The 16663-nt window shown below is 60.1% G+C and carries 13 protein-coding genes; 8 read left to right on the top strand and 5 right to left on the bottom strand.

The annotated features are described in order from the left end of the window. Window positions 1-53: 53 nt before the first annotated feature. Entirely contained in the window at window positions 54-1250 is a 1197-nt protein-coding gene (locus tag Q1B40_RS11835) for a lytic murein transglycosylase (protein WP_299814273.1), read from the bottom strand. 230 nt (window positions 1251-1480) lie between these two features. Here Q1B40_RS11835 and Q1B40_RS11830 point away from each other — a divergent pair, with 230 nt between their 5' ends. Further along, window positions 1481-2662 (top strand): phytanoyl-CoA dioxygenase family protein, encoded by a 1182-nt coding sequence (locus Q1B40_RS11830; protein WP_299814270.1) that lies wholly within the window; start codon window positions 1481-1483, stop codon window positions 2660-2662. 96 nt (window positions 2663-2758) lie between these two features. On the opposite strand, the gene Q1B40_RS11825 is transcribed toward Q1B40_RS11830, so the two are convergent. Both Q1B40_RS11825 and Q1B40_RS11820 read right to left on the bottom strand, forming a co-directional pair. Continuing rightward, complete coding sequence (locus tag Q1B40_RS11825) at window positions 2759-3238, bottom strand: hypothetical protein (RefSeq protein ID WP_299814267.1); 480 nt, start codon at window positions 3236-3238, stop codon at window positions 2759-2761. A 154-nt stretch (window positions 3239-3392) separates the two neighbouring features. Continuing rightward, window positions 3393-4562 carry an SH3 domain-containing protein gene (locus tag Q1B40_RS11820; RefSeq protein ID WP_299814264.1) on the bottom strand — a complete coding sequence of 390 codons (1170 nt, stop codon included), beginning with the start codon at window positions 4560-4562 and terminating at the stop codon, window positions 3393-3395. Between Q1B40_RS11820 and Q1B40_RS11815 the strand changes: the two genes are divergently transcribed. The 7 genes from Q1B40_RS11815 to amt all read left to right on the top strand — a co-directional run bounded on the left by Q1B40_RS11815 (window position 4563) and on the right by amt (window position 14841). Then, complete coding sequence (locus tag Q1B40_RS11815) at window positions 4563-4901, top strand: hypothetical protein (protein ID WP_299814261.1); 339 nt, start codon at window positions 4563-4565, stop codon at window positions 4899-4901. Beyond that, on the top strand, window positions 4898-6085 hold the full coding sequence (locus tag Q1B40_RS11810) for an ABC transporter substrate-binding protein (RefSeq protein WP_299814258.1): 1188 nt from the start codon (window positions 4898-4900) through the stop codon (window positions 6083-6085). The genes Q1B40_RS11815 and Q1B40_RS11810 overlap by 4 nt, the downstream gene beginning before the upstream one ends. Before the next feature lie 202 nt (window positions 6086-6287). Beyond that, complete coding sequence (locus Q1B40_RS11805) at window positions 6288-6788, top strand: TetR/AcrR family transcriptional regulator (protein ID WP_299814255.1); 501 nt, start codon at window positions 6288-6290, stop codon at window positions 6786-6788. 111 nt (window positions 6789-6899) lie between these two features. After that, window positions 6900-8006 carry an alkene reductase gene (locus Q1B40_RS11800; protein ID WP_299814252.1) on the top strand — a complete coding sequence of 369 codons (1107 nt, stop codon included), beginning with the start codon at window positions 6900-6902 and terminating at the stop codon, window positions 8004-8006. A 300-nt stretch (window positions 8007-8306) separates the two neighbouring features. After that, window positions 8307-10151: a dihydroxy-acid dehydratase gene (gene ilvD / locus Q1B40_RS11795; protein WP_299814249.1), complete on the top strand. Its 1845-nt coding sequence runs from the start codon at window positions 8307-8309 to the stop codon at window positions 10149-10151. A gap of 112 nt (window positions 10152-10263) precedes the next feature. Next, window positions 10264-11364 (top strand): metal-dependent hydrolase, encoded by a 1101-nt coding sequence (locus Q1B40_RS11790; protein ID WP_299814246.1) that lies wholly within the window; start codon window positions 10264-10266, stop codon window positions 11362-11364. 279 nt (window positions 11365-11643) lie between these two features. Further along, entirely contained in the window at window positions 11644-14841 is a 3198-nt protein-coding gene (gene amt / locus Q1B40_RS11785) for an ammonium transporter (RefSeq protein ID WP_299814243.1), read from the top strand. A gap of 56 nt (window positions 14842-14897) precedes the next feature. On the opposite strand, the gene Q1B40_RS11780 is transcribed toward amt, so the two are convergent. Then, window positions 14898-15842 (bottom strand): hypothetical protein, encoded by a 945-nt coding sequence (locus Q1B40_RS11780; RefSeq protein WP_299814240.1) that lies wholly within the window; start codon window positions 15840-15842, stop codon window positions 14898-14900. 340 nt (window positions 15843-16182) lie between these two features. Then, window positions 16183-16566 (bottom strand): hypothetical protein, encoded by a 384-nt coding sequence (locus Q1B40_RS11775; protein WP_299814237.1) that lies wholly within the window; start codon window positions 16564-16566, stop codon window positions 16183-16185. Window positions 16567-16663: the final 97 nt, after the last annotated feature.

Genomic DNA, 16663 nt, shown 5'->3' with positions numbered 1-16663 from the left:
TCAACGGAACGAGGGCAGGATGCCTCGTCCGTCCTTGCAGCCGATCAGCCGACCTACAGCCGGTTCAGCAAGGCCGGTGTCGGCCATGCGTCCGCGGGCATGCCGAGCTTCTGCTGGACGTCCTGAACGGCAGCGCGGGTGCCTGAGCCGAGAATGCCGTCGATCTTGCCGACATCATAGCCCTTGTTGCTGAGTTTGGTCTGAAGCTGCTTCATCTGCGCGTCGTTCAGACCCTGCTCCGGATTGCCCGCATTGTAGACCGGTGCGCCGGCCAGGCGCGTGGCGAAATAGGCGGCCGTGGTCGTGTAGATGAACGACTGGTTCCATTCCAGATAGATGTTGAAGTTCGGATAGGCGAGGAAGGCGGGACCCTTGCGCCCCTGTGGCAGCAGCAGGGAGGCCGGAAGGTTTGCGGAAATCTGCCCCCAGCGCGGCTGAACGCCGAGAGACGCCCACTGGGCGCCTGTCCGGGTCTTGTCCAGACCCGTTGCCGCCCAGTCGAGGTTCTGCGGCACGGTCACTTCCTGAAGCCAGGGTTCGCCCTTGCGCCAGCCGAGATGGTGAATGAACGCCCCGGCGGTCAGGATCGCGTCGGAAGCGCTTTCCTTCAGCTTCACATGGCCGTCTCCGTCACCGTCCTTGCCGAATTTGATGATGTCCTCGGGCAGCATCTGGACCATGCCGATTTCACCTGCCCACGCACCGGTGGTGTTGCGGGGATCGAGATCCCCGTGCTGGACCATCTCGATTGCTGCGATGAGCTGCGGGCGGAAGAGCTGCGGACGACGGCAATCATGGGCGAGTGTCGCCAGCGCGTTGACCGTGTTGAAGTCCCCCTGAACCGCACCAAAGTCTGTCTCAAGCGCCCAGAAAGCGGTAATGACGGGAGCCGGTACGCCGTATTCCTGCTGGGTACGCTGAAAGATGCCGGCGTATTTTTTCATGTTCGCGGCACCGTTCTTCATCCGGTAGCCGGAGATGACCCGTTTGGAGAATTCCAGAAAGGTCAGCTTGAAGACGCCCTGCGCCCGGTCGCGGGAAAGCACCTTCCTGTCAATCTGTGCGCCTGCAAGCGTTTGATCCGCCGCCCGCGCCGAAAGCCCTTTGGCGACGGCTTCCTGTTTGACGCCCGCCAGGAATTGTCTGAAGTCGCCACCGCATTGCTGGGCAATGGCGGGAGAGCCGGCAAGGCAGAAGGCTGCCACGGCGGCAGCGGCAAGGCGGGTTGAAAATAGCGCACGGCGGGTCATGAAAAATCCTGTCGTCATTGAAACCTGTAGAAAGGCAGTGCCTTCCCGAAATCGGCCACAGTTGACTTCGCTTCACGCTTCAGGTCAACCGCGCAAGCCAACCTTGAACCGGTCTTCCACGATGCTGGTGCCTGCCGGAGGCAACGGAGTTATGCCCTAAGGGCAGCGCGTCGCGCTTCCTGTGCGGCCAACTGTTCAATACTCTGAGTGTGAACAAGGGAGGAAGTGCGATGAAAGACACCGTCGAAGGGGCCGCCGCCTATTACGACCAGGACGCCTGTGACCTTAGGGCATTTTCCGCAATCATCGACCAGACCACGCGCGCCGAAGACGTGCCTCATGCCACCGGCATAGAAAAGAACATTCCCGTCTATGACATGGCGGACTTGCACTCCGCCCTTGAGGGGCACGAAACCCGCAAGAAGATTCTGGCAGAATGGGCGCGTGTCCTGCGCACCGGTGCCGGGGTAGTGGCACTTAAGAATACCTATGCCGACACGACGGTGCTGGATGAAGCCACCCGCATCTATGAGCGCATCATCGCGGAGGAACGGCGGCGCAGCGGCGGCGGCGGGGATCACTTTGCGGCCTCAGGCGCCAACGACAGGGTCTGGAATTCGCTGCAAAAGCTTTGCGAAGCTGCGCCGGAGGTCTTTCTGGACTACTTTGCCAATCCCGCCATTGCTGCGATATGCGAAGCATGGCTGGGACCGAACTATCAGATGACGGCACAGGTGAACCTCGTGCATCCAGGAGGTGCCGCGCAACAGGCGCATCGCGACTATCACCTGGGCTTCCAGTCCGCCGAAGTCTGCGCGTCCTATCCCGCCCATGTCCACGAAGTCTCTTCGACACTCACGTTGCAGGGGGCAGTTGCCCATTGCGACATGCCGGTGGAAAGCGGACCGACGAAACTGCTGCCTTTCTCGCAAGCCTATCTTCCGGGATATGCCGCATGGCGCCGCGATGATTTCCGGGCGCTTTTTGAACAACGCCACGTGCAATTGCCGCTGGCGAAGGGAGACACCGTCTTTTTCAGTCCTGCGCTGTTCCATGCCGCCGGTGCCAACACGAGCGACGATATTCACCGGTTTGCCAACCTGCTTCAGGTATCCTCCGCATTCGGCCGCGCCATGGAGACGGTCGACAGGGACAAGATGTGCAGGCTGCTGTTCCCTCATGCGGTGCGCGCCAAGGCCGAAAACAGGTTGAGCGCCACCGAACTTTCCGCTGCGATCGCGGCGACCGCCGAAGGCTATCCTTTTCCGACGAACCTGGATCTGGATCCTCCGACAAACGGACTGGCCCCGGAAACACAAGCTGCATTTTTCCTGAGGGCCTTGTCTGAGGAGCTCAATGAAGACGATTTCGAAAAGCGACTGGACCACATGAAAAACGCAAGATCTGCATAAGTCCGGGATCGTTCTGAACCGCGCCGTTCCAAACGCCATTTCGCCGCCTGCGTGTGGCGACTTGTTGAGACGCCGTCATAGGCCGGGACGAAACATTTAGCGGCAGTCGTTGAAGCCCGATCCTGCCGTGATGCTGCCGTCGGGCGTTTTTCTCAAAGGCGCGTTGACGCTGGCGGAGGACCGGCAGTCCGGCGATGGCGCGCCCAGGTTCGGTGCCGGATAGAGCGGGGCGGCATTCACGCCCGAGGTTTGCTGAAGGCACATCTGGTAGGCGGTGTCGTAGAGCGCCTGCCACCCGCCAGGCATGGAACCGAGATTGTCGAGGACACCGAGCGCCGCGCCCGCGCGCGCACCGCGACGCGCCCCGGAAGGGCCTTGCCAGGCGCCGCCCGCAACAGCCCCCGCCATGCCTCCGTCGACCGCGTCTCCGACAACATCGCCGCTGCCCATGTGGGCATTGGCGTAATCGGTGGCGTAGGTCACGCAATCGGTTCCATCCGCGAAGGCGGGGAGGGAATAGGTGAGCTGGGCCACGAGCGCGATACCGGCAAAGCGGGCAGATCTGGGTTTGAACATGGTCCGTCTCCTGCGTTCGGTCCGGAACATCCCGCGAAACACTGCTTCGAGCATTGACGGCGGGGCGTTCCTTCCACCGCTATCCGGCGGGTGTCACGACAGGGCGCATACTGCCGGAAGCAGCTTAACAAGCCTCTACCCGGTCCGGTCGAATTCAATCGACCTGCGCAGACTTTTCCAGAAACTTCTGGCCGACGTAGCCGGTTTGTCCTTCATGCAGAATGTTGCACCACCATGGTCCGCAATTGCCGAACCGGACGTCCGCGCCTGCCGGAACAACCGTAAGAATTTCCGCGTTGCTGTCCGCCGATTGCCGCAGGTTCACGGCAGCGGCGATCTTGCCGGAATTGGGAAAGGACGGATCGGCAGCTCCAGTCTCCTGTGCTGCCGCCACAACCTCTGCGTTCCCGTCGGCTTTCGACACATCCTCCAACGGCGAGACTTCAGCGGCGATGGCAGTCGATCCAGCGGCCTCTACCGGGGCGTCATTTGCCGCGAGAGCGAGCACCGGAAGGTCTTCCACGGTGCTTTCGGATGGTGCGACCGGCACGGTTATCTGGCGGACGTCCAGCCGCGCCTGGATCTTGCCCTCCTGGGATGCGGCAGACCCGCTATCGGCTGCCGAGCCTGTCAGGCCTTGTGCGGCGAAAGCCTCGCGCAGTTTTTCCTTGGCTCTGGCGATCTGAAGTCCCTCGGCATCGGCGGCTGCTGCACCGTCAGTGACAGCCGGTTCGATCGTGGAAACGCCCGGTTCCGCCACACTTGTCACAATCAGGTCCTCAAGTGTCGTTTCCGCCGCTGTGAGCTGCGGGGCGTTCTCAAGGGCGCTGCTTTCGCCGTTTCCGGGCAGACCGGCCATTGTGAGCGCAAGTGCGCCGCCGCCTAAGGCGATGATAGCGAGCGTACTGGCGATCAGCGCCTTGAAACCGGGACCATGGCGTACCGGCTGAGCTGCAGGCTGCCTGCTCCGGTCCCATGAGACGGCCTTGCGGTTCGGCTCCAAGGGAACGCCATCCTCAAGCTTTTTCCGAACGCTTTTCAGCATCTCTAGAGAGGCTTCTTCCCCGGAGGTGTCCGGTTTTGGCCGGTCGGTCTCTTCAAGGATAATTTCGGGCTCGGGAGCGTCCGCGGCTGCATGCATCTGCAGGATTTTTCCCGCAAGGCCTGGTGGGGGGAGGGTGCCCTCGGCAACGGAGCTCTCTGTCGCAGGCTTTCGGACCTCAACCAGCCGCAGATCGCTTTTGGTCGCAGGCAGATTGGCGTTGTCGGGTGTGCGGTCGGCGAATGGATCGCAAGCGATGGCTGGAGCGGAAAAGGAATACATGTGGCCCTCCTGCTGAAACTGCGTTTTTTGGGCATGCCGGGAGCGGTTGTCTGTTCGATCAGACCATTAATCCCCGTCAATGCGCCGGGAGACGGGCGGCTTTGCGGCAGCTCCAAGGAATTTTCGCGGGAATGTGACGTGGAAGTGTCGGTGTTTATCCCCTGTTTGCAAAAGCCTAACCAGTCTTTGCCATACTTGAGAGAATCAGTTGCAGACGGGCCAAAGAAGTGGCGGCGGGTGCATCCGGCGGTCATTTGGACGCAAGATACGATGCTTCGGCGAAAGCAGTTCGATCTGGTGCCGGTGCAGCAAATGCAAAGAACGGGCAAGACACCATGAAACGCTGGATCTTCCGAATTTTCACCCAAACAGGCAGCCTTGCGGCCGGCCTGCTGCTGGTGTGCCAGATGGCAGTATCCCAGGAAGTTCAGGAGTTGAAGATCGGCCTGATGGCGACCCTGTCCGGTCCCGCGGCGGTTTACGGCGAACATATGCGCGACGGATTCATGCTTGCCGTCAAGCAGTCCAACGGCGCGCTGGGCGGCCTGCCGACCAATGTGCTGGTTGTCGACGACAAGCTTGATCCTGCCTATGCCCTGGAGCAGGCCACCAAACTGGTCGATGAAAACGGCATCGATATCCTCGTCGGCGTGAACTTTTCAAGGGTCATGCTCGCGATCCATGACCCGGTGGTGCGGTCGAAAACTCTCTTCATCGGCACTCATTCCGGACCGGCTCCCATCGCCGGGCGCAATTGCAGCCGCTACTTCTTTTCCATGGCCTCGCAGGATGACCAGGTTCACGAAACCATGGGACGCTACGCGAGTTTGAAGGGCTACCAGCAGGTCGTCACGATCGCCCCGGATTACGAAGCGGCCCGGGACGCGGTGGTCGCGTTCCGCCGCCATTTCAAGGGTCAGATTGCCCGCGAGATGTTTGTAAAACTCGGGACGACGGACTTTTCGGCAGAATTTGAACAGATCGCCGAAATCGAACCGGACGCGATCTATGCCTTCATGCCGGGGGGCATGGGGGTGGAACTCGTCAAGCAGTTCCACGTGTCGGGCCTGAAAGGCATCGTCCCCTTCCTGTCCTCCCAGACAATCAACGCAGTGACATTGCCTTATACGGGTGAGATGGCCGAGGGGCTGTTTTCCGCTTCTCACTGGGCGCCCAACCTGGACAATCCGGTCAACAAGCGCTTCGTGCGCGACTTCGGCAGGGAATATGAATACCAGCCGTCGGTTTTTGCAGCCCAGGGATACGACGCCGCCAGGCTCATACACTTCGCGCTTGAACTGACCGGAGGAATCAAGGAGCAGGAAGCATTGCTGTCCGTCATCAGCTCCGCGCCTTTCGAAAGCGTGCGCGGAGATTTTCGCTTCAATTCCAATCAATTCCCGATTCAGGATTTTTATATTGTCGAAGGCGTGAGGCGCACCAGCAAGCTCTATGAAATGGAAGCTGTGGCGCGGGTTTTCGACGATGTCGGCGATGCATATGCCGGTTCCTGTCGCATGTAATCCTTGCAGGTGTGTGATCGCCTGGACGGAAATGTGAAACGATCAGTCCAGATATCGGACTTCCGGCTCTTGCATTCCGGACTGCACGGTCCATATCAATCACATGTCACACGCGACGTCTTCAAAATCTCTGCCTGGAAACAAGGCACCCGGACCGGGGCGGCCGCGCAACTTCGATGAAGCTGCGGCACTGCAAACCGCCATGTGCGTCTTTTGGCAGAAGGGCTTTGAAGCGACCTCCCTTGACGACCTGACCGCTGCCATGGGTTTGAGCCGGTCAAGCTTCTATGGAGCCTTCGGTGACAAGCAGACGCTCTTCCTGAGAGCGGTCGAACACTATTCGAAAAACGCCATCCGCACGCTCAAGGAGATAGCAGAGGCGACAGACGGCGATGCCGTCGAGGCGATGATGGAAGCCATCTCGGATCCCCATGGCGGGTCGAGAGGCTGTCTTCTGGTCAACTGCATCACGGAACTCGCACCCCATGACACCAGGGTCGCAGAGCTTGGCCGCCGCCATCTGGAAAGCATCGAGGAGATCTTTGCGAAGGCGCTTGACCCTCAAGATCCCGGCGCCGTCCGTGACAGGGCACGCGCCTATACCTCACTTGCAATCGGAACCCTTGCTTTGCGTAAGGCCGGTATTCCGGCCGATCGCATAGCCGACACCCTGAAGCAGGCCAAAACGGTGCTCTCTCCCTAGGAACCGTCTCTGGTGTGCTTCGTTAACCCCTAAGTGAATGCGCCTGAATATGGACTGAATGATCCATAATCAGGCCGCCAGAAACCGAATGACACTCAAAGGAATGTGTTCATGTCAGAACCGAAATTGTTTTCTCCTGCAAAAGCCGGCGCAATCGACCTGAAGAACCGCGTTGTCATGGCACCGCTGACCCGTAACCGGGCGCGCGCAGAAGACGACACGCCCCACGATCTGCATGTCGAATATTATCGCCAGCGGGCAGGGGCGGGGCTCATCGTTACCGAAGGTTCCCAGATATCTGCCCAGGGCAAGGGCTACGCCTGGACCCCGGGCATCTATTCCGATGCCCAGGTCGAAGGCTGGAAAAAGGTGACCGATGCGGTCCACGCGGAAGGCGGCAAGATCGTCATTCAGATCTGGCACGTCGGCCGGATATCGCATCCCATTCTTCAGCCGGGCGGCGTTGACCCGGTCGCCCCTTCCGCGATTGCCGCGAATTCCAAGACCTTCGACGGCACCCAGTTCATCGAAACGCCGATGCCGCGGGCACTTGAAGAAAACGAGATCGCGGGTATCGCGGAAGATTTCGCCAGGGCTACGCGAAACGCGCGCAAAGCCGGTTTCGACGGTGTCGAGGTGCATGGCGCGAACGGTTATCTGATCGACCAGTTCCTGAAGGATGGTGCCAACCAGCGGGATGATGCCTATGGCGGTTCCGTTGAAAAGCGCATGCGGTTCCTCAAGGAAGTTATGGATGCCGTGACCGGTGCATGGAGCGCCGACCGTGTCGGCATCAGGCTGAGCCCGTTCTCCAACGCCAACGACATAACCGACAGCAATCCGCAGGAAACATTCACCCATGCGATCCGGCTGCTGAACACCTACGGGCTGGCGTATCTCCATCTGGTCGAGGGGCAGACCGGCGGTCCGCGCGATATTCCCGAAGGCGGCGATCTGGCAGCGCTCTATGCGCTCTTCGATGGTGCCAGGATGGGAAACAACGGCTATGACCGCGCTTCTGCGATCGAAGCCGTGGAAAGCGGTGCTCTGGATCTTGTCGCATTCGGCCGCGCGTTCATTTCCAACCCTGATCTTGTCGACCGGCTGAAAAAGAACGCCCCGCTGAACGAGCCCGACAGGGACACATTCTATGGCGGCGGCGCCAAGGGCTACACGGACTATCCCACTTTGGCGGAAAACTCCGTCGCGGCCCAATAAACCGGTCCGGTTTCAGGCCGCCTGACATCCACCCCTCTCCGGGCGGTCTGAAGGAAAGCCGGTGCGGACTCAGGTCCGCACCGGCTTTCCTCGTTTCAACGTTCCTCCCGGCAGGAGTAAATGGGCCTGAAATCGAACCGTACCGCAGCGTACACTTTTTGCCTATTCAGGCCTTTCGCTTCGGACAAAAACCTGTCAAACCCGGTATCAGACAGACATCGGGCGCGGATACTGCTCAGCTTCGGCCGGAATTTGCCCGCCGGGGAAGGCGGTATGCCTGCAATTGGAGGGAGACCCAGAATGCCCCCGTATCGTTCAAGAACATCCACCCATGGCCGCAACATGGCCGGTGCGCGCGGCCTTTGGCGCGCCACGGGCATGAAGGACGGCGATTTCGGCAAGCCGATCATTGCGATTTCCAACTCCTTCACCCAGTTCGTGCCCGGTCACGTGCATCTGAAGGACCTCGGTCAGCTGGTCGCCCGGGAAGTGGAAAAGGCAGGGGGGGTCGCCAAGGAATTCAACACGATCGCGGTCGATGACGGCATCGCCATGGGCCATGACGGCATGCTGTATTCGCTGCCCTCGCGCGAGGTCATTTCCGACGCGGTCGAATATATGGTCAACGGCCACTGCGCCGATGCGCTGGTGTGTATCTCCAACTGCGACAAGATCACCCCGGGCATGCTCAATGCCGCCATGCGGCTCAACATTCCGGTGGTCTTCGTCTCCGGCGGTCCGATGGAAGCCGGCAAGGTGGTACTTGAGAACGGCGTTGAGAAATCGGTCGATCTGATCGACGCCATGGTGGCCGCCGCCGATGACAGCATGTCGGACGCCGATGTCCTGACAATGGAACAGAACGCCTGCCCGACATGCGGCTCCTGCTCCGGCATGTTCACCGCCAATTCCATGAACTGCCTGACGGAGGCACTTGGCCTGTCGTTGCCGGGCAACGGCTCGACGCTGGCCACCCATGCCGACCGCGAACGCCTGTTCGTGGAAGCCGGCCACCTGATCGTCGACCTGGCGAAGCGTTACTACGAACAGGATGACGAAAGTGTCCTGCCGCGCAACATCGCCAGCTTCAAGGCTTTCGAGAACGCCATGAGTCTCGACATCTCCATGGGCGGTTCGACCAACACCATCCTGCACCTGCTGGCAGCCTCTCAGGAAGGCGAGATTGGCTTCACCATCGACGATATCGATCGTCTGTCCAAAAGTGTTCCGGTCCTGTGCAAGGTCGCGCCGGCGATCGAGAATATCCACATGGAGGATGTCCACCGCGCTGGTGGTATCATGTCGATCCTTGGCGAACTCGACCGCGCGGGACTGCTGCACACCGATGTGCCGACGGTTCATTCCGCGTCCATGAAAGAGGCATTGGCGCGCTGGGATATTCGCCAGACGAACTCCGAAAGCGTACACACCTTCTTCAAGGCCGCGCCGGGCGGTGTTCCGACCCAGGTCGCCTTCAGCCAGGACCGGCGTTGGGACGAACTGGATCTCGACCGGAAATCCGGCGTCATCCGGGAACTGGACCATGCCTACAGCAAGGATGGCGGCCTGGCCGTGCTCTACGGCAACATCGCCGAGGACGGCTGCGTCGTCAAAACGGCCGGGGTCGATGAGAGCATCCTGAAATTCTCCGGTCCGGCCCGGATCTTCGAGAGCCAGGACACGGCCGTTTCCGCGATCCTGACCAACAAGGTCAAGGAAGGCGATGTTGTGCTCATCCGGTATGAGGGACCGCGCGGCGGACCCGGCATGCAGGAAATGCTCTATCCGACCAGCTATCTGAAATCGAAGGGACTGGGCAAGGCCTGCGCGCTCGTCACGGACGGGCGCTTCTCCGGCGGCTCGTCCGGTCTGTCCATCGGCCACCTTTCACCGGAAGCCGCCGAGGGAGGTGCTGTCGGCCTGGTTGAGGAAGGCGATCTGATCGTCATCGACATTCCGAACCGTGTGCTGAAGGTGGACGTGAGCGACGAGGAACTGGCACAGCGCCGGGCCGCCATGGAAGCCAAAGGCGACAAGGCCTGGAAGCCGATCGAAAAGCGCACACGCAAGGTGACCAAGGCCCTTCGCGCCTATGCGGCGATGACCACAAGTGCCTCCAAGGGCGCTGTCCGCGAAGTCGACTGAGGCGACACCGTGCCGTGAACGGATGAGGCGGGCTTTTGGGCCCGCCTTTTTTGCCGCCACCTGCCTGTCGGCGGCTTCTTCCCCAGAGCATTAAAGATGATAGGCTGACCGGATGGATTCTCTCACTCAATTCGTTCTCGGAGCCGCCGTTTCCACCGCGCTTCTCGGCAGCAAACTCGGACCGCGCAAGGCTGCCCTGCTTGGCGGTGCGCTCGGCACTCTGCCGGATCTCGATGTGCTTATCCCCTTCGACGATCCGGTGGACAGTTTCGTCTATCACCGGGGCTGGACCCATTCCGTTTTCGTGCATGCGCTTGCCACGCCCATTCTGGCCGAAGGGCTGCTGCGGCTCTTTCAGGGGCTGAGGGATCATCGTTTGCGGGTCTGGGCGGCTGTTTTCTTGTGCCTGTCGACCCATGCGGCCATTGATGCGATGACGGTCTATGGTACGCGGATCTTCTGGCCGTTTTATCGCGATCCCGTCGGCGTCGGCTCCGTGTTCATCATAGATCCGCTCTACACGCTGCCGCTGCTGGTCATGGTGGTGTGGGCCCTGTGTACAAAAACCTGGACATCCCGTCTTCGAAACTGGGTCGCGGCTGCGCTCATTGTGTCCACCGGGTACCTTGCTCTGAGCGTGGTGGTTCAGCAGGTCGTCAAGGACAGGGCGCTGCAGGTCTTTCTGGAGAACGGCGATCCGCCGGACAAGATCTACGCCCTTGCAACGCCGCTCAATATCCTTGTCTGGAAGGTGATCGGATTGCGCCAGAACAGTTACGACAACATGTATCTGTCGCTTCTCGACGAGCCTGGGCCGGCGGAAGTCTATTCCCATCCGCGCCATCTCGAACTGGTGAGCTGTCTGGGGGCGAGCGAAGCCTTCCGTAAACTGGACTGGTTCAGCAGAGGATACTACCGGGCGGAACTGATCGACGGGGACGTTGTCCTGTCCGATCTGCGCATGGGCCTGACACCGGGCTATGCGTTCCGCTTCGTGATCGGTGAAACCCGCGATACCGGCATTGAGCCGTCAGGACCGGAGCGTCTGGCGGATACGGTCCGGGTGGAAGAAGGCGACTGGGACTGGCTCGGAGCGCGGTTGCGGGGCAGGACTGCCGTGCGGCGGGCGGAAGCGGATATGCCACCTGTGCTACCAGAGGCGCGGTATGTTGCAGCGCTGGAGTGTTCGCAAGGGGCTGCCGGGGCAGGGTGACACCAGCAGATAACGCGGACCGGGGGCACCGGGATGTGGCGTAATTTTAGGCTCGCCGCGGGAGGCGTTGCGCTGCCCGGCCGGGCTAACGAACCGGGGTGGGTAAAATAAGCTATTGTTTTTCAGATGGTTGAATTCCGGAATTGGTTGGACCGGTGCGGAGCCGGGTGATGAAGAATTATGCAGGAATTATCCGGTAAAAGCCTTAGTAAAAATAGCAATTAAGAATTAACTAATCCGGGAAATCATGCCTCTGTTTTCGAACAATGGGGCAGATAAATGAATAAATGGAGGGTCGGTTCAACAGCCGGTCTGTGCATCGCCGCTCTGGTCACTTCGACCGCGATCGGTGCCACGGAGTTCGCTGGGGCAGCCCCCACCCGGCAGAGCCTCGATATGGTGTGGGTCCTGTTTGCGGCAGGTCTGGTGCTGCTGATGCAGGTTGGCTTCATGCTGCTTGAGGCAGGCCTTGTACGCTCCAAGAATTCCATCAACGTTGCCCAGAAAAACCTGCTGGATCTGGCGGTTTCTGTTCTTATTTTTGCATTCTTCGGATTTTCCTTCGCTTTCGGCGCAGGAGGGAGCTGGTTTGCAGGTTTCGATACGCGCCTGTTCGGGCTTTCCAGCCTCACTCCGTGGGAACTGACCGTCTTCGCCTTTCAGGTGATGTTCTGCGGAACGGCGGCAACCATCATTTCCGGAGCGGTTGCCGAGCGCATGCGCCTGTCGGCCTATGTCTGGTGCTCCGCTCTGACCGCAGGGCTGATCTATCCGGTCTTTGCCCATTGGGCCTGGGGCACCGCCCTTTACTCCGACGCCGTCGCGGTTCTGGGCAATGCCGGGTTCGTCGACTTTGCCGGTTCCACTGTCGTTCATGGCACCGGCGCCTGGATCGCGCTCGCTGCCTGCACCTTGCTCGGGCCGAGGATCGGCCGGTTCAGCAAGGATGGCAAGCCGTTCCGTATTCAGGGGCATAGCGCGGTTCTGGCCACATCCGGGGCACTGATCCTGTTTGTCGGCTGGTTGGGGTTCAACGGCGGCTCGACGCTTGCCGCATCCTGGGACGTGCCGGGCATTCTGGCCAATACGGTGCTCGCCGCTGCGGCCGGAACGGCGGTCGGCTATTTTCTCGGCCGCCGAAAAGACAAGTTCATATTGCCTGAAAACTCGATCTCCGGACTGCTGGGCGGTCTGGTCGCCATAACCGCCGGGTGCCACATTCTGACCCCGGCCGGCGCCATGATCGTCGGCGGCCTTGGGGGAGCGGTCGCGATCCTCGGGTCCGTCTTCCTGGAACGCGTCCTGAAGATCGACGATCCGGTCGGGGCCATCAGCGTTCACGGCTTTTCCGGCGTGGTCGGAACACTGGCGCTTGCGCTGCTCGCTCCTGTGGAGCTTCTGCCGCTCGGCGCCAGGTTGCCGCAATTCGCTATCCAGCTCAGCGGTGTGATTGCCTGTTTCGTCTGGTGTTTCGGCGCCGGCTGGCTTCTGCTTACGGGTCTCAACCGGCTGCAGCCGATGCGTCTGGATGCAGGCAGCGAGGAACTCGGCCTCAACGAAGCCGAACACGGCACACGCCTCGGTATCGGCCATGTGGAAGACGCGCTCGATCGTCTGATCGCGGGCAAGGCGGACCTGTCCATGCGGCTGGACGTTTCCAAGGGTGATGATTCAGAACGCCTGACACGTCTGTTCAATGCGTTGATGGACACGGTCCAGTCGGAGGAACAGGCGCAGAACCGCGTGGCGGATGCCCAGCGGACCCGTGAGGAGGCCGAGCGGCTTTCAGCGCTGGCCAACGCCACGTTCGACGCCATCGTGATTTCCGTCGACGGACGCATACTCGATGGAAACAAGACCTTCGAGGAGCTCATCGGATACGGTATCGAAGAGCTCGAAATGCGCGGCCTGTACGAGTTTGTCGACAATGAACTGGCAGGCACCCTGGAAGAGCATCTGATCCGGGCCGAGAAAGAGCCGAGGGAAGTAACGCTGATCAACAGGGACGGCGGGCACGTTCCCGTTGAAATCCGCACACGCGTGATCTCCTACAGAGGCATCCCGACGCGGGTCTCCGCGCTCGTGGATCTGCGCGACCGCAAGAAGGCGGAGGCACAGATCCTCCATCTGGCCCAACACGACCCGCTCACCGACCTTCCGAACCGGGCAGTCTTCAACGCCGAACTGAAACAGGTGATGGATAAATGCGCGCGCAGCGGCCACGCGGCGGCGCTTCTTCTTGTTGATCTTGACCGGTTCAAGGATATCAACGATCTGCACGGACATCCGGTCGGCGATACCGTCATCCGGATCACCGCGGATCGTCTGCGAAAAAACTGCCGCAGCTGCGATACGGTATCCCGGCTGGGCGGCGACGAATTCGCAATCGTCCAGAGCAGCATACAATTCACAAATCAGGCGGAAGACATGGCCTTGCGGCTCGTTCAGGCTCTGTCCGAACCGGTCGACTGCGGTCAGGGACTGGTTCTCAAACCCACCGCAAGCATTGGCGTTGCCCTGTTGAAGGGCAGTGACGACGCGGATCAGGTAATCTCGAATGCCGATATCGCGCTCTACAATGCCAAGAACCAGGGGCGCAATACCTATTGCCTGTTCCAGTCCGGCATGGGCGACGAAGTTCGCCAGCGCCGGGCACTGGAGAAGGATCTGAATGCGGCACTCTCCCAGGAGCAGTTCGAACTCTATTTCCAGCCGCGCATGAACCTTTCCACCTGCAGGATCGAAAGTTACGAAGCGCTCATCCGCTGGCATCATCCTGAACAAGGCCTCATCAGTCCGGCCGAATTCATTCCCGTTGCGGAAGCGTCCGGCCAGATCGTGGCAATCGGCAAATACGTTCTGGCCGAAGCCTTGCGCGTCGCATCCACGACAATCCTGTCGTCGAATATCAGCCTCAATGTCAGCCCGGTACAGTTCCGCGACCGTGGGTTCGTCGATGACGTTCAAAGCGCCATAGCGAACTCCGGCATTCCGGCAGAGCGGATCGAACTTGAAATCACCGAGACCACGCTGATCGAAGACAATGCCAGGGCGCTTTCCATTTTGATGCGGCTGAAGGAAATCGGAGTGAAAATCGCTCTGGACGACTTCGGGGTCGGCTATTCTTCGCTGAGCTATCTGAGCCGGTTTCCCTTCGATTGCATCAAGATTGACCGGTCCTTCGTGCAGGAAGCACGGCGGAACTACGGGTCGCTTGCCATCATCGAAACCGTGGTGCGCCTCGGCAAGGCACTCAACATGCGCGTTGTCGCCGAGGGTGTGGAAGACATCGAAAAGCTCCTGCTGCTGGCGCAACACGGCTGCCACGAGGTCCAGGGCTACCTGATCGGCAAACCCGAGCCGGTCGGCAGGCTCATTAGCGCGGTGCCGGTCGAGGTTCAGGAAGCTCTGGACACGCAGAAGTTCGGTGGCTTGAAGGTCTTCGAGGCAAAGGCAGCCAGAGATATGGCAAGCTGACGTTGCCTTGCTCTCATGCATCTTGAAAGGGCTCTGGCGGCTCCCGGTCGGGGAGTTCAGTTCACCTGGGATTCCGCGACGGGGATCAACATGATCCGGCTCAGCAATTCATCCGGGTCCTGAATTTCCGGGACCTGGTTGCAGTCGGGTGTATCCGGCGGGTCTTTCGCTGCGGTTTCCTTCAACACGACGCAGATCGGAATTGAGGACTGGCGGGTTCCCTTCACGGCGGCGGTAATGACGTCCAGCAGCGATCCGTCTGTCTCCAGCAGCGCCAACGCAAGGTGCTTGGCGAAGAGCGAGATTGTTCTGTCGGCGGAATAGTTCGCAACCTGGCCGGAACCGGAAGAGGACACAAGGGCTTCGGGCCGATCCTTGAAGTCGACCGAATGGCCGTCCAGCAGATGCACATTGACCGCGTGAGAGTTGTTCGTGTCGAGAATGAGAACGACTTCCGCAGCGGGGATCGTATGGATCATCGCCGCAAAGGCCGACGCGGAGATCCAGGTTCCCTCGCTGATCGCCTGAGCGGCTGTTTCCGGTTTCTTCCCGGCCCAAAGCTCTAGGACATATCCGGACTGGTCCGTCGCCGGGTCCGTATCCGTATCGTCCTTGCCGAGCGGCAGGTTGGCATAAATGATGAGCCGGTCTTCCGGCCCCAGCCGGTTTGAAAGTTCCGTCGCCTTGCGCTTGAGAGCGGCGGCACTTGCACCTTCGTTGATGAGGAGGTGCATATGGTCCGGTCCGGCATCGATCCTGGGCGCCAGTGCCGTCACCACTTTTTCCAGGCTGTTCCTGCAAATTTCCAGCGACTGTGGGTTCCAGACAGGGCAGTTGCCAATGCCGAGAACGTGGGTCTCAAGACGAGGTGTTTCCTGGGCCGGCGAAGAAAAGGACCAAAGCGTCGCGGCAAGCACCAGCGCTGCGAAGCGGAAAGCGCGGAACCGGTCTCCGTGCCACCGCGCAAACTGTGTGCGGGCCGATTGCACCTTTCCGCTCATCCTGTCTCCCCAGGGTTCTGTTCCATGAAGTCGTGTCCCGCTCGCAGGAACCGCCGACATTATTATTTGCCCCCTGAAGTCCGGTTAAATGAAGCGCACAGATTCCATGGAACTGTGTGGCGAATTGTTAATCAACAATATTTTCCGTGAACATGGTTTTGTGATGTCGAAAAGAATGAAAGCCCGTGCGAAAAGGCACGAACTCTGTATCTGATCTGAAAAACGATTGAGGAAATGGCAGCAGTTCGGAAAATTAAAAAAACTGCGCAGCGTTGCCGGTGGAATGAACGACTGCAACGAGAAGACCGCGCCTTGAAGGCGCGGCCAGTCTCTGAGGTCATCAGGAATCGTTGGTGTCGATCATCGGCTGATTGGTCGGCTCTTCACCGCTCAGATCGCCGTAGACGTCCTTGGTGCCGTCAGCGGGCAGATCAGCGGCTGCGTCCATCTTCGCTTCGGCATTGGCTTCTGCCTGCTGCTCGAGCGTCAGGGGCTCTTCGCCGTTCAGGTCGCCGACCATGTCCTTGGTGCCGTCCAGCGGCAGGTCTGCGGCACTGTCGGCCCGGGCTTCGTAATTTGTGGAGCCCTGTACTGCAGGCTTCAGCGGTTCATCACCATTGGCATCGCCGTTGAAGACGCCCTCAGCCTGAACGGACCCCATGAGTGCGGTCGATACGAAAAGGGCGCTGAGGATCGGTGTCGCGGTTTTCTTGAAAGAAAGCATACGTTTTCTCCTTTGGTTTTGCTGAACGATGCCCGTCGGACGTTGCCTGTTTGGCGTTGCCTCGACGGCGTTCGGGGAGAGAATGCAATCAGTCACC

This window comes from uncultured Roseibium sp. (assembly GCF_947496995.1).
GTDB lineage: Bacteria > Pseudomonadota > Alphaproteobacteria > Rhizobiales > Stappiaceae > Roseibium.
The sequence above is the reverse complement of the archived record's forward strand: the minus strand, read 5'-3'. Positions and strand labels throughout refer to the sequence as shown.